Genomic DNA, 19,747 nt, shown 5'->3' with positions numbered 1-19,747 from the left:
ATGAAGAAAAGTGCAAGGCGCCTGAAGCTAAACACTAAAGCAGGTCGAAAAAGTTATACCCTCTTATCTTGTCGCTGTGTTAGACAACCTTGTTGATATAGGTAGTTCATTTCATAGAGTCAGAGCTTAAAATAAGCCAAAAATCCACAGCGTTCTATAACATAACCTATCTTTTAAAGAAAGAAGGAAAGAGAAGGCAGATAATTGCCTTCTCACCTTCTCTCTCTATTAAAACTTCATTGCTTTTAATTCTTCATCCGTTGTCGGAACTTTTTGTTCACCAGACTTGATTTTCTCTGTCCACTTTTCAACTTCTTTAAGAGTTTCTTCGCTTATATTCTCTTTAGAGTCAGAAATTTTAATACCGTCTTCTTCCATACCATACTCGATAATTTGACCTCCTGGGAATTCACCAGCTTTAGCTTTTGTTGCAAGGTCTTTCACGGCTACGTCAACACGCTTAACCATAGAAGTTAAGGTTACATTGTATTCTTTTCCATCAACTGTTACAGCACCTTCCTCATGTTGATCACGATCGACACCAATTACATAAATTTCTTTTGACGGGTCTTTTTGCTTTAAATCCTTTGCTTCTGCAAATACACCGTTTCCTGTCCCGCCCGCAGCATGATAAATAATATCAGCGCCAGAAGCATACATGCTGCTTGCGATTGATTTACCTTTTGCAGCGTCACCGAAGCTACCTGCATATTTAGAAACAACTTCCGCTTTAGGATTAACAGATTTAACGCCTGCAATGAAACCTACTTCAAACTTCTTAATTAATTCACCTTCCACACCACCGACGAAACCAACTTTATTTGTTTTCGTTTGTAAGCCTGCAATCACACCTACTAAAAATGAGCCTTGGTGCTCTTTAAACGTAATACTTGCTACATTATCTTTCTCGACAACTGAATCAACAATAGCAAATTGAGCTTCTGGGCGTTGATCAGCTACATCTGCAACTGATTCCGCTAAAGCATAACCAATCGCAAAAATAACATTATAATCTTCACGAACAAGTGTATTTAGATTCGTTGTATAGTCAGCATCTGATTTTGATTGAAGATAGTTATATCCGTCTTTGCCTTTTTCCAAACCATTTTCTTCACCAAAACTTTGGAGACCTTCCCATGCTGATTGATTAAATGATTTGTCATCCACACCACCAATATCGGTAACCATCGCTACAGTAAAGTTTTCTTTTTTATCCGCTCCACCGTCTTTTGCATCATCTTTTTCTGCATTGCCACATGCACCTAACATTGTTCCCGCTGCTAAAATTAGTGAAAGAGCTAAACCAAATTTACGCTTTTTCAAACTTTCCCCCTCCTATATTTCTATAAGTTTTTAATAGGAATGTTCGATGATGCTCCTGTTTTCCATAGGGTAAAATTAGTGCGGTATTGAAGAAATGAAAAGTTGTACACATCACACATTATGTAAACTGAAGTCATATCATACAAACATTTCATTTTTCTCTTAAAGTGACTAATTACTCACACCCGCTCTTCAAAAGTAAGGACAGGAGTAGTATACATATAATGTAAATTAGTCCTATTATTGGATAATAATATACCATTTTTCTCAAAATAAATAAATAGCCTTTTACTTTATACGTTACTTTCTTTTCAATTCTTAGTTTTACGGTATAATAATACGTATCTATTTTGGAGGGATAAATATATGATTACCATTACAGAATATAGTGTCGAAAAATTAAAAGATCCATTTGGCATCTTAACAGGAGAACGCTTTGAATATGTCTTGGATATTGAAGTACCAGAAGATGATGAACTCTATACAGAGGGCGGTTTATCAATCCGCTTAATTTATGTTGTAGATGGAGAAGAACAAACGATTAAACAATACAACATCATCGCAAAAGCAAATGAAGAAGTTCTTGATTTTGATTTAGAAGAAGAGGAACTTCATATGTTACTCACCTTCTGTAAGGAACATATGGAAGAAGCAGAATAAAACGAAAAGACCGGGCAAAATGCCCGGTCTTTTCGTTTTATGATGAGTGTGCTTCATGATCGTCTTTGCCAATAAGAACAACTCGAGGTTTACTGCCTTCATATGGACCAACAATTCCTCTCGCTTCCATCTCATCAATAAGGCGTGCTGCCCGTGTATAACCAATGCGAAAACGGCGCTGTAACATCGATACAGAGGCTGTTTGCATTTCTATAATTAAAGAAACTGCTTCGTCATATAAATCATCGGCAACGTCGCCAGCACTCCGTTCAGGGAGGTCATCTGGAATCATTTCTTCGTTATATTGTGCTTTTTGCTGAGCAATTACGTAGTTAACCGTATCTTCCACCTCTTGATCAGAAAGGAACGCCCCTTGAACACGAACGGGCTTTGATGCCCCCACTGGTAAAAAGAGCATATCACCGCGACCTAATAGCTTTTCTGCCCCCCCCATATCTAAAATCGTACGCGAGTCGGTTGCTGAAGATACACTAAAAGCAATACGCGATGGAATATTTGCTTTAATAACACCCGTTATGACATCTACAGAAGGGCGCTGTGTCGCAATAATTAAATGAATCCCCGCTGCACGAGCCATTTGAGCGAGACGTGTAATCGCATCCTCGACATCATTAGACGCTACCATCATTAAGTCTGCAAGCTCATCGACAATGACGACGATAAATGGAAGCAGCGGCTGCTTGTCTTCTTCCTCGATATTATAGCGATTAACATAATCATTATATCCTTCAATATTACGCGTTCCTGTATGCGAAAATAGCTCATAACGCCGTTCCATTTCACTCACGACTTTTTGCAATGCCTGCGCGGCTTTTTTTGGATTCGTCACGACAGGTGCTAATAAATGCGGAATGCCATTATAAACGTTTAGCTCCACCATTTTCGGGTCAATCATCATCATTTTTACTTCATGTGGTTTAGCACGCATCAAAATGCTCGTAATAATTCCGTTAATACAAACCGATTTTCCGCTTCCTGTTGCCCCGGCCACAAGCAAATGCGGCATTTTATTTAATTCGGCTTTCACAGCTTCGCCGGAAATATTACGTCCTAACCCAATTTGCAGCTTAGAGTCAGGTTTATCAACTTCCTTTGCTTCTAATACTTCGCGAAGAGACACCATTGCAATTTCTGAATTAGGCACTTCAATCCCAATCGCCGACTTTCCTGGAATAGGCGCTTCAATTCGAATATCTTTGGCTGCTAATGCAAGCGCCAAATCATCCGATAAACTCACAATTTTACTTACTTTTACACCGACATCTGGATGTACTTCATATTTCGTTACAGCCGGCCCTAAATACACTTGTGTTACCCGGGCTTTCACACCAAAACTATCAAATGTTCGCTCTAGCTTCGCTGCATTTTCATGAATTAATTGATACTCACCGCTTTGATCCGTCTTTTTCGGTTGCTTCAATAAAGAAAGCGGTGGTAATACATATTCTTTATTCTCTACTTCAGTAAAGTTTATAGGTGGAACATCATCATCCGGCTCCGTTTCTTCTTCAACCTGCTCGGTTTTCTGTGCTACCTCCACTGAAATGGCCTCTTCTCGTTCGTATGCTGTATCTGTAAAGCTTGAAATAATCGGTTCAACTGGTTGTACAGACTCAACAACTAACGGTGACTCTACTTCAGGTTCCACTTCTTTTTCCTTTTTCTGTTTTGGTGGTGTCTTCTTTTTCTTTTCTTTTCTTTCATTTCCCCACGCTTTTAAATCCTCCGTAAAAGCCTTCCATTGTTTCACTAAAAAACTTGTAACGGCCGTAAAAAAAGTCCCGAGTGTATCTCCTAAAGTTTTTCCCGTTAGCAAAATCATTCCAATTACGATAAAGATAAAGGAAATAATTTTAGAACCTGCAGCATCAAAAAGAAAATAAGAAGTCGCAAATAATAAAGCACCAATCATACCACCGCCAAGTTCCTCTGTACTCGATGCCTTTGACACTTCCATCCAAAATAACTCCCAGGTATTCAAAATAACACTTGGCTTTTTAAATGGCCCGCCTTCTGCCAATAATTGAAATAATGTCACATGACTTAATAGTAAAATACTTGCAATAATAAAGTATAAACCAACAAGTTGTCGTTTGAAAAAATAAGGAATTTCTCGTTTAATCATCAAATAAAACCCAATAATAATACTTCCAATCAGCAATAGGATATACCACTCACCCATGAAAAAACGAACAAATGATACGATAGCGTGGCCTACTGCTCCAAGCTTAGCAATTGCAATCGCAGAGAGACCAAGTATAATCAAACCAATCAATTCATATTTCATCGTTGTTTTTAATTTCTCTGTCGTCTTCTTATTTCTGGTTTTTTTCTTTGCCATAATATCACCTATTTTTCCTAACAGATAGCTCCTTGAAAAAATAGAGCAGCCTACTTGGCTGCTCAGTTTCTTGTTTACTTTTAGTATATCATAATTTCGCTTTGTTGGTCATTATTTCTAATTGTTTAGCATTTCAAAAAGAGGGATAGACTGACCTGGTTGAACACTTTCTTGTAAAAAATGAGCAGGATCTGTACTTAAAATTCGATCAATTCGAAGCATTGTTCCTCCATCATGCTCCACCATCACGGGAATGCCATTGTACATGATTTCGAAATAGGCAGTCAATGCCTCATGCTGATGAGGATGAACGTGCTCATGAGGCATAATCGTATAAAGCGTCATTGTAAGAGTCCTTCCTCTCCACCTGATTCATGTTTGTTTGCGCTAATCAATTCGTTTAGTTTTCTCATCGCTTGACCAACACCGCCGACCTCATTAATCATCCCAATATTTACAGCTTCATTACCGATAACATTTGTCCCAATATCTCGCGTTAAATTTCCTTTGGCAAACATTAATTCTTTAAAGCTCTCTTCTGTCACTTTTGAATGCTTCGTAACAAAATTAATGACACGCTCTTGCATTTTGTCCAAATATTCAAAGGTTTGTGGTACACCAATAACAAGCCCCGTTAAGCGAATCGGATGAATCGTCATCGTAGCCGTTTCCGCAATATACGAGTAGTCACACGATACAGCAATTGGAACACCAATAGAATGCCCGCCGCCTAACACAATCGAGACGGTTGGCTTAGATAATGATGCAAGCATCTCAGCAATCGCTAATCCTGCCTCTACATCTCCGCCTACCGTATTTAAAATGACAAGCAAACCTTCAATATTCGGATTTTGTTCAATAGCCACAATTTGTGGAATGACATGCTCATATTTGGTTGTTTTATTTTGAGGTGACAGTTGCATATGCCCTTCGATTTGTCCAATAATGGTTAAACAGTGAATTTGGGAATCCTGCGACATTTGAGGCACATTTGTTGTACCTAACTGCTGGATTTTTTCCATTAAGGTCGAGTTCTTCCCTTCCTCACGTTCTTCTCCTTCATTCGGTAACGATGGATTATCCACTTTTCCCTACCCCTTTCTTCAAAAAACGTATACATGTAGTATGTCTCAGAAGTAAAACTTCATTCAAAAAGAGGTGCGCAGTTCTTAAAATATCCATTTATTTCGTCATCTTTTAACACACAAAACTCCCCTTAACTACAAGTCAAGGGGAGCATAAATTAAATTTCCATAATAATTGGTAAAATCATCGGACGTCTTTTCGTTTTTTCATAAAGATATTGATTTAAAGAATCACGCATTTCCTGCTTAAGCGTGGACCAATCGAAAGGCTGGCGTACTCCATTTTTTTGAACAATATCACGTACAATGGCCGTTGCTTCTTCCATTAGCTTCTCCGATTCTCGTACATAAACAAATCCTCTAGAAATAATCTCCGGACCTGCTGCGATACTTTTGTCTTGACGATTGAGCGTAACAACGACAATTAAGATTCCATCTTGTGATAACAAGCGACGATCACGCAGCACGATATTACCGACATCCCCAACGCCGCTTCCATCAATTAAAATATTCCCTGCTGAAACCTTGCCAGATAGACGAATCTTATCAGCTGTTACTTCTATGACATCACCTTTCTCGGCAATCATGATCTGCTCTGCTTCCATACCTGCTGCACGACCAATTTTCTCATGGGCATATAAGTGACGAAACTCACCGTGAACCGGAATGAGATATTTTGGCTGTATGAAGTTAATCATCATTTTTAACTCTTCTTGAGCACCGTGACCTGTGACATGCACTTGATAGCGATTGGATACGACACGCGCACCAACACGATATAGTAAATCAATCGTTTTCGCCAAAATAAGTTCTCCGCCTTTAAGCGGGGAAGCTGCGATTAACACAGTATCTCCTTCTTTAATCATGACTTGCTTATGTGTTTGCTTCGCCATTTTTTGTATAGCTGTAATCGGTTCTCCTTGATGACCTGTCACAAGTATAACAACTTCACGCTCTTCAAAATTTTGAACATCATTGACAGAAATAATCATTTCTTCATCCACTTGTAAATACCCAAGGTTCAAAGCAATGTCGTATACCTTTTGTAGGCTTTTTCCAACAAGCGCTACTTTTCGCCCGCTTGCAGCAGCTGCATTAAGCACATGTTGAATACGATTAATATTAGAAGCGAAGCAAGCCGCAATAATTCTGCCTTCTGCTGTGAGAAATGCTTCTGTCATATCTCTTGCTACAATTGCTTCTGATGTCGTATAACCAGGTTTCTCTGCCCCCGTACTATCAGATAATAAACATAAGACACCTTCTTCACCCAGGCTGACCATTTTGCCGATTTCCGGTTGATAAAAGCCCTTTGCAGCTTGATCAAACTTAAAGTCCCCTGTATACACGATAGCCCCTTCACGAGTATGAACGACAATACCAAGTGAATCAGGAATACTATGATTTGTACGGAAAAACGAAATCGCTGTTTCTGGGAAACTTAGCACCGAATCAGAATCAATTTCTATCAACTCTGCTCTACCGTTAAATCCATCTTCCTTCAGCTTCAATTTAACTAACGCAAGCGTCAGTTTCGTTCCATAAACGGGAACACGTATGTATTTTAATACATAGGAAAGAGCCCCAATATGATCTTCATGACCATGGCTAATAAATATACCTTGAATCCTTTCTTTGTTCTCTTGTAAATAAGAGATATCTGGAATAACCGCGTCAATCCCAAGCATTTCATCTTCAGGCAGCATTAATCCTGCATCTAGAATATACAAGTCCTCATTTACTTCAATTACGTACATATTTTTACCTAATTCCCCTTGTCCACCAAGAGAAATGATTTTAATTCCTTTATAATCTTTACCCAACAGAGTACCTCCTTAGCGTTGCACCGTTCATAAATCTATTACCTTCCATTATACCTGATGTCCAAAAAGCTTAACAACACATATCATTTTCTCAAACATATTCCTTTGTAAAAGCTTGTGCTATGTCTTATGCAGCCCGCATACCTGGACAGTAAAATCCCTTACTAAAAAATATTTTTTTAAATCGGATAAATCAACAATATTCATTAACAAACAGCCATACAAAATATTAGACACATAAATGAATGAAATAATAGTTATCCACAGCTATTTCATTGTAGAGCCTAAAAAATAAATCAGTCAAAAGAATCGGAGACAAGAGATGGCAATCTCTCCCCAGAAGTTTCACTTTATTTTAACGATTATGATTCTTTATTAAATCTTCTATTATGTAGGAAACAAACTTATAGATACGAGAATCTAATAATACCTTTGAATAAACACATATGTTCAAGTATAATCGTTATTTTATATTCAGGAAAGGAATTATTCACCTTTTTAAAAAAAATTTTCAAAATGATTATGTGATATAACTGCCTGAATCAACAATATCATGTAACATAACCATAAATAAAAAACAAGCCAATCTATAGATTGACTTGTTTTTTAGAATAGCGTAATTAGCTCGCTTATTACATACTAAGAATAGAAGATATACTTATTTACCTAAAAGATTCGCCAATACACTTCGTTCTTGTTCTGTTAGAGGAACAATTGGAAGACGGACTGAACCAACATCTATTCCTACTAGTTGTAAAGCTGTTTTAACCGGAGCTGGGCTAGGTGCAGAGAATAAGCCTTTAATAATTGGAAGAAGCTTTTGATGCAGCTTTGCTGCCTCTTGCAGATTACCTGTTAAGAAAGCATCAACCATTTGCTTCATCTCCTTACCAATTACATGAGCGGCAACGGAAACAACTCCCACTCCTCCAATTGAAAGAACCGGCAACGTTAATCCGTCATCTCCGCTGTACAACGCAAAATCCTCAGCTGTTTCCGCAATAATTTGCGTCATAGCATTTAAATCACCGCTCGCTTCTTTAACAGCTACAATGTTTGGAATTTCCGATAGACGAATAATCGTTTCTGGAGCAATATTGACAGCCGATCTTCCCGGAATATTATATAGCATCACTGGAAGTTTTGTACTCTCAGCAATTGCTTTAAAATGCTGATATAGCCCTTCTTGATTTGTTTTATTATAGTAGGGTGCTACAAGCATAATCGCATCTGCACCATTTTGTTCTGCTTTTTTGGTCAGTTCAATCGATGCATACGTATTATTGCTCCCTGTTCCTATAATAATTGGTACACGCTTATCAGCGACTTTTACAACATGACGTAACAATGCAATTTTCTCTTCAGAAGAAAGCGTTGGCGACTCACCTGTAGTCCCTGAAAGAACGAGCGCATCTGTACCATTATTAAGTAAGTAATTAACCAACGTAGTTGTTTTTTGAAAATCAACATTTCCTTTAATATCAAAAGGGGTGACCATTGCTGTTACTACTTTACCAAATACCATCTACTAACACCTCTCCGTTTATCCACACTTTTATCTTATATTGATTCAATTCCATCTAGATGCAATTGAAATGCATCATGGAGAGCGTTAACCGCTTCAACTAAATCCTCTTCTTTAACCAATACCCAGATTGTTGTGTGGCTATCTGCTGATTGAAGAATTCCAATCTCTTTACTAGATAAGGCTGTAACAATTTTCGCAGCGACTCCCGGTACACCATTAATCCCAGCACCAACAACTGATACTTTAGCACAATTTCTTTCCACAATTGGCTCATACCCTAATTCTTTTAAAATAGAAACAGCATGATTTGTTGTATCTTCTGTAATTGTATAAACGACACCGTTTGGTGAGATGTTAATAAAATCAACAGAAATTGACGCATTTGCCATTGCCTTAAAAACTTCGGCCTGCAGATTGTATTGATCCTTTTTGGCTTGAACTTTAATTTGGCTAATCTTCGCAACATGAGCAATTCCTGTAACAAGTCTCTCGCGAATATCGCTTCCCTCGTTTCCTTTGTTTACACTTGTCACAAGCGTTCCAAGTCCCTCGCTATATGTGGAACGAATACGGATTGGTACCTTGGCCTGCATAGCAATTTCCACTGCACGTGGATGAATAACTTTAGCACCTTGATACGCCATATTGCATACTTCTGTATACGATACGACCGATAACGGACGGGCACTTTCTGCAATACGAGGATCTGCTGTCATAATCCCTTCAACATCAGTAAAAATATCAATGAAATCGGCTTGTAAGGCCGCACCAAGCGCTGCTGCTGACGTATCACTTCCACCACGCCCAATTGTTGTTATATCTCCATTTTTAGCTGCACCTTGAAAACCAGCAACAACGACAACATCATTAAACTCTAGCTCTTTCAACAGCCTCTCACATTTCATCTCTATAATCTTCGCATTAGAGTGGTCATTATTTGTTATAAAGCCTGCCTGAGCCCCCGTATAAGCAATTGCTTTAATTCCACTTTCTAATAGCATATTGGTAAAAACGACAGATGAAATCGTTTCCCCTACTGACATAAGTAAATCTTGCTCTCTCTTTGACAGAGAACTATTTATACCATTGACAAGTGATAACAAAGTATCCGTAGCATACGGTTCGCCTTTTCTTCCCATTGCAGATACTACAACAACCACTTTGTAGCCTGCTTGCAGCGATTGCTCAATATGACGCTTCGCTTGTAATCGACTTTCTTCGTTCCGAACAGAAGTTCCACCGAATTTCTGTACGATGATTTTCATATCTACACACCTCAAATATAAGCCAGCTTTCCTAATCGGAAAGCTGACTAAAACTCTTATAACATCGAGTACCTATTATTTAACTGTTACTAGACCTAATTTTAAAAGACTTTCAGCAATTTGAACAGAGTTCCAAGCGGCACCCTTTAATAGGTTATCGGAAACAACCCATAAATGGAAGCCCTTATCTTCATCCAAATCTTTGCGGATACGACCAACAAAGACGTCATTTTTACCTACAGCAGCTGCTGGCATTGGGTAAATTTGTTCACTTGGGTTATCTTCTAATACAACACCTGGTGCTGAGCTCAATGAATCCTTAATTTGATCAACTGTTACACCGGCTTGATCTACTTCAATATAAACAGATTCAGAATGACCTGTTTCAACTGGAAGACGTACGCATGTAGCCGCTACAGCTAACTCTGGCATATGCATAATTTTCTTCGTTTCATTGATCATTTTCATTTCTTCAAATGTAAAACCATTATCTTGGAATTTATCAATTTGTGGAATAACGTTGAAAGCAATTTGATAATGCTTTTTATCTCCACCAACCGGTAAAATTTTCGGTTCGATTTCTTTATTATCTAACAAATCGCGAGCTTGATCTTTCATTTCCGCAATCGCAGCTGCACCTGCACCAGACACTGCTTGATATGTCGATACAAGAACTTTAGATAAGCCATATGCTTGACGAATTGGCTCAAGTGCTACGACCATTTGAATTGTCGAACAGTTCGGATTCGCAATAATCCCATTGTGTTTCTTTAAGTCTTCTTCATTAACTTCAGGTACGACTAGTGGCACATTCTCATCCATTCGAAAAGCACTCGTGTTGTCAACGACAATTGCACCGCGTTTAACAGCTTCTGGAGCAAGTTCCTTAGACACGCTACCGCCCGCGCTAAATAAAGCGATATCGATACCTTCAAAACTTTCTGGTTTTGCTTCTTGAACGATGACTTCCTCGCCTTTAAATGATAGTTTTGCACCAGCAGAACGAGCTGATGATAAGAAAATAATCTTCTTAATCGGCAAGTTTCTTTTTTCTAATGTTGAAATCATTTGCTGACCTACAGCTCCAGTCGCTCCTACAACTGCAATATGCAATCCTTGTGTCTCAGTCATTTATTAATACCCCTTTTCAAATCCATTAAAAATGATTGTTAGTTTTTTAATTACTTCTATTTTAGAATATCATCTATTTTAACATATGAACATTCCAAAGAAACAAACTTTTACAAAATATTCTGTCAAGAGGGGTGATTTTTTTTACGTTAAGTCTTTAAATCTTTCGACAATCACAGGCTGCAGTTGCTCACCCTTTAGGGCAGCAATAATTGTATCTCGAATCATACTCATTCGAGCGACCATCGAATTAGGCTTCTTGTATGGATCATCTTGACCATATGGAACAAAATACAAATCTTTCGCCGCCATCAATCTCATTAAATTAACCCCATTTAATCCTAACGCATCGTTCGTTGAAATTCCAACGACAACTGGACGATGATTGCGCATTGTTGCTTTCGCTGCCATTAATACCGGTGAATCGGTTAAAGCATTAGCAAGCTTACTCATCGAATTCCCGGTAAGCGGAGCAATCACCATACAATCGAGTGGCAATTTTGGTCCTAGCGGCTCCGCTTTGACGATTGTATCAACAACATGATGTCCCGTCAATTTTTCTATTCTTTCCACCCAATCTTCTCCACGGCCGAAGCGAGTTTCCGTCTGTTTCACAGTCGATGTAACAATCGGAATCACTTCCACTCCCTCATTGACTAATTTTTCAATTTCCGGAAATACACTATCATAGGTACAATGCGAACCAGTTAAACCAAAACCGATTCTCTTTCCTTGGAGACTCATCTATTTCTTCCCCTTTCGTTCTTTCAAATCTTCTTGAATTAATTGACCAAGTGCATTTGCCAATATTTGTCCTGCCGTTTTCGGTGCAACAATACCTGGTAAGCTAGGAGCGAGCAATGCTTTTATACCTCGTTTTTCAGCAAAACGAAAATCAGTTCCTCCTGGCTTAGAGGCAAGATCAATAATTAACGTATGCACGGGCATATTCGCAAGGACGTTAGCTGTAAGAATAGGGAATGGGATCGTATTAATGACGATATCCGCTGTTTTTATTTCCTCAGCAAGCTTGCTTAATTGAAACGGCTTTAATGCCATTTCTGTAATTCTCGCAAGATCCTCACTTTTTCTCGCACCAACCATCACTTTAGCCCCAAGTGCCTGAAAGGCTCTCGCTACGCTCATACCAACACGCCCAAGACCAAGTACTGCAACGGAAGACCCATGAATCGTAAAATCCGTATGTTGAATCGCCATCATAATCGTACCTTCAACTGTGGGAATGGAATTATAGATTGCTACATCATCTCTTTCAAATAAAGATACTTGCTTACGATTGGCTGCCTGCAAAATTCTATCTAAATAAGCGTTACTAATCCCTGTATAAAATGTGCAATGCGGGGGGGTCCTTTTTATGATTGCTTCCGTTAAAACCACGTCTTCGTTAGAGAAAATCGTCTCTACTTTTCCGTCTCCATCTGTTCCACGTACTGGTAGAATGACCGAATCTATTTCTCCAAAATTTACATCTTCCATTTTTTCTTTTACTGCACCTGTGAATGCGTGATCTAGCTGTTCAAATCCTACCAATAATAACTTTGCATCAAGCTCTGTCAGTTTTCGTACAACTTCAAGCTGACGCGCATCCCCACCAATCACAGCAATCTGCATACCTGTGAGCATTCAACCGTCACCTTCTTTTGTTCAAAACTTGCCAACTAGCGAGCTACCCGGCTGAGTTATTTATCAAAATACGTTTAATACTCTCCCATCTTATGTACCTCTGCCTAAAACGGTGAATGATTTTCGAAAAGTAAAATAGGCTCTTTCCTACACAGCAAAAAAACCGCGATTTTACGCGGTTTTTCATCATAACTAATGCTCAGGCATATTTTCTTGAAAATCAATAATAACCATATCCGCTCCAACCTTTTTAATATCAGACCATGGAACGCGAATCTCCTGTCCGCTTTTCATCAGCCCAAACCATTTAACGGAAGGGATAATCAAAGCCGTTATTTGTCCACTTTCATCAAATTCTAAATCCGTTTGTCCAAGAACGCCTAATCGTTCAGCCCGATTCACATCAACAATTTCTTTTCCCCCTAACTCACTTAACCTCATGCTACTCCCCCTTTTTGACGCGTATATTCATATATATCCTGCTTATCCAATCATTAGAAGCGCTTTTCTTTCCTACAGTCCTGTTAAATAACATAGTCTTCCTAAAAAAACTGCCTTTCTATGGAAGAAAGGCAGAGTAAGATTAATTTTTCCAATTTTCTAATGGACTTACTAAAGATAGCGAATGCTCTGTAAAAATACTGTTAGCTAATTCAAAGACACGTTCTTTTGTTACTTCATCAATTTTAACAATAATATCATCTAACGAACGATGTTTTCCTAACATCAATTCATTTTTACCATTGCGGCTCATTCGACTGTTCGTGCTCTCTAAACTTAACATTAAGCTTCCCTTTAACTGTTCTTTACTATTGTTTAATTCTTTATCTGTAATTCCATCGCGTTTTAATGTAGCGAGCGTTTGTTGAATCGTTTCATACAAACTATCTAACTGATTCGCTCCCGTACCGCCATAAATCGTCACAATTCCGCTATCTTGATAGCTAGAGTGATAAGAGTAAACAGAATAAGCTAAACCGCGCTCTTCACGTACGTCTTGGAATAAACGGCTGCTCATGCTACCGCCCAGAATATTATTTAAAATAGTCAGGTTATACATATCTTCATCACCAATTTTCAACCCGTTAAACCCGAGACATAAATGCGCTTGTTCTGTTTCTTTTTTACGAATCAATTGGTTTTGATGAAAATGCGGCTTCACGATTGCTGAATGCTCTTGTCCTCGTTCAAAAGAACCAAAATAGCTCTCTACTTCCTTAATAAACGTTTCATCTACATTCCCCGCAATAGAAATTACAACTTTATTTGGTGTATACATATCATGCACATATTGTTTAAGCGTTTCACTTGTAAAAGTAGAAAGCGTTTCTTCCGTACCTAGAATTGGAAAGCCTAATGAATGCTTTTCATATACCGCTTGACTTAATAGATCATGTACAATATCATCTGGTGCATCTTCATACATTTTAATTTCTTCGTACACAACATTTTTCTCTTTCTCTAACTCTTCAGAATCAAATGTAGAGTTAAAGAACATGTCAGAAAGTACTTCAAGAGCATGGCTTGCATGATTATCAAGTACCTTAGCATAGTAGCATGTATATTCTTTTGACGTAAATGCATTCACTTGCCCGCCGATGCTGTCAAATGATTCGGCAATTTCACGTGCACTTCTCGTCGTAGTTCCTTTAAAAAACATATGCTCAAGAAAATGCGAAATTCCATTCAGTTCCTTTGTTTCATTACGGGATCCTGTTTTCACCCAAACACCAATGGCCGCTGAACGAACTGTTGGTATTTGCTCTACAATAATTCTTACACCATTTTGACAAGTATATTTCTTTATCAACAAACATTCCTCCTAATCTATGCTGCCCATACGAATCACTTATAAGGAAGGATTCGTTTTTCATCGACCGCTTCTGAAACAGTCACAACATGTAAATCTTTCTTTTGAATATTCACAATTAATGTTTCCAATGATTTCGCTGTTGACTCTGTTGGATGCATTAAAATAAAGGCACCAGGATGAACCTTGGATAACACCCTTTGCTGCAGGACTTCCGGGCTAGGCTTCTGCCAATCAATCGTATCGACGCTCCACATAACTGTTCCCATGCCTAAATCTGCCGCGAGGCTAACCGTTTCATCGCGAAAGCTTCCACTTGGTGGCGCAAACCATGTACTTCGCACTCCTGTCACAGCTTCAATCACTTCACTCGTTTTTCGAATCTCTTCACGCGTTGCTTGAGTAGACAGAGTTTGCATATTGGGATGTGTATACGAATGATTTCCTATTTCATGTCCACCCTCTTTGATCATCTTCGCGAGTTCAGGATTGTTTTTTGTCCATCTTCCTTCTAGAAAGAAAGTAGCCTTGACATGATGCTCTTTTAAAACAGAAAGCATATCCTGTAAATATTCATTTCCCCAAGCCACATTAATTAAGAATGAAACAACCGGTTTATCTGGATGAGCTCTATAAAGCGGTGATGGCTTAAGTTCATGTAAATGCTTCTTTGGGGCTACTTGTCTATAAACAAGTTTACGTTCATCAAAGCTTCCCTTTTTCTTCATGGCTTCATAGGATGCTTGTACATCAATTTTCACCCCATTATATCCTGGTACAGCTTTCCAAACCGAATCGATTCGTGCATCTTGTGGCTCAATCTCGTACTTTTTAACCGACGATTTAATCGCAAACAAAAGCTCATCTTCCTGCATACTCGTTGCAATCGACTTATCTGTTAATCGAGTAAAATAATCATTTGTATATGGATTTTGCACTAATAACCATGATATACCTGCAATGGCACTTATCGCAACTATCTGCTTCCACTTATTATTCATTTTTTTGCCCCCTTCATACAAAAATGTATGAAAAAAGAAGACAAGGTATACCGAAAAGCGTTAGATGCCTTGGTCAGCTCGTGAAGAAAATAGGGAGTGACATGGAAGGCGCTCTTTGCCTATGCAAGGGCAATCATCTTTTTCACAGCGAGCTAGGCATCTAAGCTAGACAATACCGAAAAGCGTAGATACCTTAATCCGTCTGCTAAGAAAGCAGGGAAATTACTCTTGAAGTAAACATCCTTTATACATAGAGTGTTGTTAAATGTCATTGTTGATTAATATAGCCATAGACGGAAAAAAGGCATGTGCGTTCCAACCGAAACCACATGCCTTCGTTCTCGCTTAAGATTGAGCTGGATTCGCCGCTTCTTTTTGCTCTTTTAAAACCGCTTTTCGAGAAAGATTTACGCGGCCTTGCTTATCAATTTCAGTAACTTTCACTAAAATTTCATCGCCAATTTTCACCACATCTTCTACTTTGCCTACTCGTTCTTCAGCAAGCTCTGAAATGTGAACTAAACCATCTTTTCCATTAAAGATTTCAACAAACGCACCAAATTTCTCAATACGCTTTACTTTTCCTAGGTATTGTTCACCGACAGCCACTTCACGAACAATATCTTCAATAATTTTCTTCGCTTTTGAATTCATTTCTTGCTCTGTAGAGGAAATGAATACTGTACCATCTTGCTCAATATCAATCTTCACGCCTGTTTCTTCGATAATTTTATTGATTTGTTTTCCGCTTGGTCCAATGACATCGCGAATTTTATCTGGATTAATAGACATTGTTAAGATTTTTGGTGCATAGCGTGAAAGCTCAACGCGCGGTTCACTCAGTGTTGCTAGCATTGAATCAAGAATATGCATGCGGCCTCGTTTTGCTTGTTGCAAGGCTTCTTCTAAAATCTCACGAGATAAACCATCAATTTTAATATCCATTTGAAGTGCGGTAACACCCTTCGCTGTTCCTGCTACTTTAAAGTCCATGTCTCCTAGATGATCTTCCATCCCTTGAATGTCTGTTAAAATCGTATAGTACTCACCAGATTTAACAAGACCCATAGCGATACCAGCTACCGGTGCTTTAATTGGCACACCTGCATCCATCATCGCTAACGTACTTGCACAAATACTTGCTTGTGACGTTGAACCATTGGATTCAAGTACTTCTGATACAAGACGAACTGTGTATGGGAAATCTTTTTCACTTGGGATAATTGGCTCAAGTGCTCGTTCACCAAGTGCACCGTGACCGATTTCACGACGACCAGGAGCACGAATTGGTCCTGTTTCCCCTACGCTGAAATGAGGGAAGTTATAATGATGCATAAAACGTTTTGATTCTTCTGTCCCAAGACCATCTAAAATTTGCACATCTCCAAGCGCACCTAGTGTACAAATAGAAAGCGCTTGAGTTTGTCCGCGTGTAAAGAGACCGGATCCATGTGTACGCGCTAATAAGCCAACTTCTGAAGAAAGTGGTCGAATCTCATCTGGGTTACGGCCGTCAGGACGCACTTTTTCTTCTGTAATTAAACGACGTACTTCTGCTTTTACTAATTTATTTAAAATTTCTTTTACTTGCTTCACTTTCTCTTCATCTGCTTCTTGCTCTTCATACTGCGCAAGAACATGATTTTTCACTTCAGTAATTGCATCTTCACGAGCATGCTTTTCTTGTACTTGAACAGCTTTATTTAAATCCGCTAAGCACATTGTTTTTATTTCTGCTTCAAGCTCCTCATTCACTTGATACAGCGTTACTTCCATCTTTTCTTTACCAATTTCAGCAGCAATTTTTTCTTGGAAGGCAATTAATTTCTTAATTTCCTCATGACCAAACATAATCGCTTCTAACATTGTTTCTTCTGGTACTTCTTTAGCACCAGCTTCCACCATGTTAATGGCATCTTTATTACCTGCTACCGTTAAATCGATATCGCTTTGTTCCATTTGGGCAACGGTTGGATTCACAACGAATTGTCCATCAATGCGGCCAACAACAACACCAGCAATAGGACCGTTAAACGGAATGTCTGATACTGAAAGTGCAAGTGATGAACCGAACATCGCAGCCATTTCTGAAGAACAATCTTGCTCTACACTCATAACCATACTAATACATTGAACATCATTACGGAATCCATCTGGAAACATCGGACGGATTGGACGGTCAATAAGGCGGCTAGCTAAAATCGCTCTCTCACTTGGACGTCCTTCACGTTTAATAAAGCCACCGGGAATTTTCCCAACAGCATACAATTTCTCTTCATAGTTTACAGTCAACGGAAAAAAGTCGACATTTTTTGGTTCTTTAGAAGCAGTTACTGTACTTAATACTGCTGTATCGCCATAACGGACTAAAACAGCTCCGTTTGCTTGTTTAGCTAACTGACCGATTTCAACCGTTAAATTGCGACCGGCCCAGTCAAATGAATACGTATGTTTTTCCTGTCCCATCTTAAATTAAACCCCTCTCTAACTCTTCACTTAGAGGTCTAGTACACCTACCAAACCTGTATAAAACACATCATATATGTTAAAATTTCATAAATCATATTAGAACCAAACTATTCCTATTATGCACGAAAAAAACAAGCATTAACAGCAAAATCAACGAAATATTAAAAACATTGCAAGTAATATATGTATAAATTAAAAAAAAATCAAAATAGACGTCTGAAATCATACCGATTATTCCGATTGATTTACACCAAAAAAGCGGGAAATTTCCCGCTTTCTTACAAACAATTATCGACGTAAACCTAATTTGTTAATTAGAGTACGGTAACGAGTAACGTCTTTATTACGAAGGTAAGTTAAAAGGTTACGACGTCTACCTACCATTTTTAAAAGACCGCGACGTGAGTGGTGATCTTTCTTGTGAGTACGTAAGTGGTCATTCAAGTTGTTGATTTCCTCTGTAAGTACTGCGATTTGAACCTCTGGAGATCCAGTGTCAGTGTCGTGAGTTCTGAACTCAGCGATTAGTTCGTTTTTACGTTCTTGTGTAATAGCCATGTTTTTTTCCTCCTAAATTCTGTAGAATCACCAATTACCTAGTCTAGCGTCGGAGTGTCGCCTAGCCAAGCAATGGTTATTTTTCATACATTTAATAGAATACCGCTTTTTCAACTGAAATGCAAGTCAGGAAATTTAATTATTCATACTTTGAAAATATTTTTCAGCCTGTTGTTTATCGATTTCAATTTGGCTTACCAATTCTTCAAGCCCTGAAAACTTTTGCTCACTGCGCAATCTCTTATGCCATTCTACAACCACTGCAGACCCATAAATGTTTCGGTCAAAGCCCAGCACATGCACCTCAACAGATGGAAACTTTGGCTGTTGGTCATGAAAAGTTGGTTTATAGCCTACATTACAAACACCTTTATACCACTTGCCTTCAATTTGAATTCGCACTGCATATACGCCTGTAGCTGGGAATATATACACATCGCTTACTTCAATATTAGCTGTTGGAAACCCAAGCTTACGACCGCGCTTTTCACCATGAATAACATAACCCTTTGTTACATAATGACGACGAACAAGATGATAAAATTCTGTAAAATTTCCTTCAGCTAACATTGTGCGAATTCTTGATGAACTTACTTTCTCATCTTCAAGCGTTTGTTTTTCAACAACTGTTTGAGTAAAACGGCCTTTCGCATAAAGAGGTAATGTTTCCATATTGCCTTTACCAAAATGACCATAAGAATAATCAAATCCTGCCACTACATGCCCAACATGTAAACCAACTAAATATTGATCAACAAACTGTTCAGGCGACACAGCGGCAAATTCTTTACTAAAATGAACAATAAATAAATAATCAATCCCTAACGATTCAATAATCGCTATTTTATCCTCTAAAGGCGTAATATAACGAATTGTATCGGTTGTAGTTCCTAACACCGCGGACGGATGAGGATCGAATGTCATCACCGCCGATTTACGGTGTGTGCTGTCCGCTATTTCTTTTGCATTCTTAATCACAATTTGATGACCTTTATGTACCCCATCAAAAAATCCGAGTGCCATCACAAGCTCAGGAAAATGATCCTGGGTAAACTGATGAGGGTGCGTTATCGCAATCACTTTCACCT

17 protein-coding genes are annotated in these 19,747 nt (G+C 38.6%); 1 reads left to right on the top strand and 16 read right to left on the bottom strand.

The window, feature by feature from the left end; translation table 11 throughout:
* Window positions 1-228: 228 nt before the first annotated feature.
* A complete protein-coding gene (locus tag BAOM_RS08095; RefSeq protein ID WP_180319827.1) occupies window positions 229-1,323 on the bottom strand; it encodes a BMP family lipoprotein in 1,095 nt (364 codons plus the stop codon).
* Between the two features lie 366 nt (window positions 1,324-1,689).
* On the opposite strand from BAOM_RS08095, the gene BAOM_RS08090 reads away from it, so the two are divergent.
* Complete coding sequence (locus BAOM_RS08090; protein ID WP_127759832.1) at window positions 1,690-1,983, top strand: DUF6509 family protein; 294 nt, start codon at window positions 1,690-1,692, stop codon at window positions 1,981-1,983.
* A gap of 37 nt (window positions 1,984-2,020) precedes the next feature.
* On the opposite strand, the gene BAOM_RS08085 is transcribed toward BAOM_RS08090, so the two are convergent.
* From BAOM_RS08085 to ribF, 15 genes are all read right to left on the bottom strand, one after another.
* The gene (locus BAOM_RS08085; RefSeq protein WP_127759831.1) at window positions 2,021-4,345 is read right to left on the bottom strand and encodes a DNA translocase FtsK; all 2,325 of its coding nucleotides are present in this window, start codon (window positions 4,343-4,345) and stop codon (window positions 2,021-2,023) included.
* Window positions 4,346-4,462: 117 nt separating this feature from the next.
* Window positions 4,463-4,690 (bottom strand): YlzJ-like family protein, encoded by a 228-nt coding sequence (locus BAOM_RS08080; protein ID WP_127759830.1) that lies wholly within the window; start codon window positions 4,688-4,690, stop codon window positions 4,463-4,465.
* Window positions 4,687-5,367 carry a ClpP family protease gene (locus tag BAOM_RS08075; protein ID WP_127762493.1) on the bottom strand — a complete coding sequence of 227 codons (681 nt, stop codon included), beginning with the start codon at window positions 5,365-5,367 and terminating at the stop codon, window positions 4,687-4,689. Before BAOM_RS08075 ends, BAOM_RS08080 begins: the two co-directional genes overlap by 4 nt.
* Window positions 5,368-5,588: 221 nt before the next feature.
* Window positions 5,589-7,256, bottom strand: coding sequence for a ribonuclease J (locus tag BAOM_RS08070; RefSeq protein WP_218973858.1), 1,668 nt, complete (start codon window positions 7,254-7,256; stop codon window positions 5,589-5,591).
* Window positions 7,257-7,911: 655 nt separating this feature from the next.
* Complete coding sequence (gene dapA / locus BAOM_RS08065; protein ID WP_127759829.1) at window positions 7,912-8,778, bottom strand: 4-hydroxy-tetrahydrodipicolinate synthase; 867 nt, start codon at window positions 8,776-8,778, stop codon at window positions 7,912-7,914.
* Window positions 8,779-8,813: 35 nt separating this feature from the next.
* Window positions 8,814-10,046 carry an aspartate kinase gene (gene dapG / locus BAOM_RS08060; protein WP_127759828.1) on the bottom strand — a complete coding sequence of 411 codons (1,233 nt, stop codon included), beginning with the start codon at window positions 10,044-10,046 and terminating at the stop codon, window positions 8,814-8,816.
* Between the two features lie 75 nt (window positions 10,047-10,121).
* Window positions 10,122-11,177, bottom strand: a complete 1,056-nt coding sequence (gene asd, locus BAOM_RS08055) for an aspartate-semialdehyde dehydrogenase (protein ID WP_127759827.1) — start codon at window positions 11,175-11,177, stop codon at window positions 10,122-10,124.
* 144 nt (window positions 11,178-11,321) lie between these two features.
* Window positions 11,322-11,921, bottom strand: coding sequence for a dipicolinate synthase subunit B (locus BAOM_RS08050; RefSeq protein WP_119116513.1), 600 nt, complete (start codon window positions 11,919-11,921; stop codon window positions 11,322-11,324).
* The gene (dpaA, locus tag BAOM_RS08045) at window positions 11,922-12,821 is read right to left on the bottom strand and encodes a dipicolinic acid synthetase subunit A (RefSeq protein WP_127759826.1); all 900 of its coding nucleotides are present in this window, start codon (window positions 12,819-12,821) and stop codon (window positions 11,922-11,924) included. It lies immediately after the preceding gene.
* Between the two features lie 192 nt (window positions 12,822-13,013).
* Window positions 13,014-13,262 (bottom strand): YlmC/YmxH family sporulation protein, encoded by a 249-nt coding sequence (locus tag BAOM_RS08040; protein WP_119116515.1) that lies wholly within the window; start codon window positions 13,260-13,262, stop codon window positions 13,014-13,016.
* Window positions 13,263-13,404: 142 nt separating this feature from the next.
* A complete protein-coding gene (locus tag BAOM_RS08035; RefSeq protein ID WP_127759825.1) occupies window positions 13,405-14,631 on the bottom strand; it encodes a M16 family metallopeptidase in 1,227 nt (408 codons plus the stop codon).
* Between the two features lie 35 nt (window positions 14,632-14,666).
* Window positions 14,667-15,632 carry a polysaccharide deacetylase family protein gene (locus tag BAOM_RS08030; RefSeq protein WP_127759824.1) on the bottom strand — a complete coding sequence of 322 codons (966 nt, stop codon included), beginning with the start codon at window positions 15,630-15,632 and terminating at the stop codon, window positions 14,667-14,669.
* A gap of 345 nt (window positions 15,633-15,977) precedes the next feature.
* The gene (pnp, locus tag BAOM_RS08025) at window positions 15,978-18,098 is read right to left on the bottom strand and encodes a polyribonucleotide nucleotidyltransferase (protein ID WP_127759823.1); all 2,121 of its coding nucleotides are present in this window, start codon (window positions 18,096-18,098) and stop codon (window positions 15,978-15,980) included.
* Between the two features lie 291 nt (window positions 18,099-18,389).
* Entirely contained in the window at window positions 18,390-18,659 is a 270-nt protein-coding gene (gene rpsO / locus BAOM_RS08020; protein WP_119116519.1) for a 30S ribosomal protein S15, read from the bottom strand.
* 135 nt (window positions 18,660-18,794) lie between these two features.
* Window positions 18,795-19,745, bottom strand: a complete 951-nt coding sequence (gene ribF / locus BAOM_RS08015; RefSeq protein ID WP_127759822.1) for a bifunctional riboflavin kinase/FAD synthetase — start codon at window positions 19,743-19,745, stop codon at window positions 18,795-18,797.
* Window positions 19,746-19,747 lie beyond the last annotated feature (2 nt).

The sequence above is a fragment of the Peribacillus asahii genome, from assembly GCF_004006295.1.
Taxonomy (GTDB): Bacteria; Bacillota; Bacilli; order Bacillales; family DSM-1321; genus Peribacillus; species Peribacillus asahii_A.
Note: the sequence above shows the minus strand (reverse complement) of the source record. Positions and strands in the feature narration are given on the sequence as shown.

Coding starts and splice junctions, on each gene's coding strand:
- BAOM_RS08090 (WP_127759832.1), top strand. CDS start 1,690: ATGATTACCATTACAGAATATAGTGTCGAAAAATTAAAAGATCCATTT.
- BAOM_RS08085 (WP_127759831.1), bottom strand. CDS start 4,345: ATGGCAAAGAAAAAAACCAGAAATAAGAAGACGACAGAGAAATTAAAA.
- BAOM_RS08080 (WP_127759830.1), bottom strand. CDS start 4,690: ATGACGCTTTATACGATTATGCCTCATGAGCACGTTCATCCTCATCAG.
- BAOM_RS08075 (WP_127762493.1), bottom strand. CDS start 5,367: ATGGAAAAAATCCAGCAGTTAGGTACAACAAATGTGCCTCAAATGTCG.
- dapA (WP_127759829.1), bottom strand. CDS start 8,778: ATGGTATTTGGTAAAGTAGTAACAGCAATGGTCACCCCTTTTGATATT.
- dapG (WP_127759828.1), bottom strand. CDS start 10,046: ATGAAAATCATCGTACAGAAATTCGGTGGAACTTCTGTTCGGAACGAA.
- asd (WP_127759827.1), bottom strand. CDS start 11,177: ATGACTGAGACACAAGGATTGCATATTGCAGTTGTAGGAGCGACTGGA.
- BAOM_RS08050 (WP_119116513.1), bottom strand. CDS start 11,921: ATGAGTCTCCAAGGAAAGAGAATCGGTTTTGGTTTAACTGGTTCGCAT.
- dpaA (WP_127759826.1), bottom strand. CDS start 12,821: ATGCTCACAGGTATGCAGATTGCTGTGATTGGTGGGGATGCGCGTCAG.
- BAOM_RS08040 (WP_119116515.1), bottom strand. CDS start 13,262: ATGAGGTTAAGTGAGTTAGGGGGAAAAGAAATTGTTGATGTGAATCGG.
- BAOM_RS08030 (WP_127759824.1), bottom strand. CDS start 15,632: ATGAATAATAAGTGGAAGCAGATAGTTGCGATAAGTGCCATTGCAGGT.
- pnp (WP_127759823.1), bottom strand. CDS start 18,098: ATGGGACAGGAAAAACATACGTATTCATTTGACTGGGCCGGTCGCAAT.
- rpsO (WP_119116519.1), bottom strand. CDS start 18,659: ATGGCTATTACACAAGAACGTAAAAACGAACTAATCGCTGAGTTCAGA.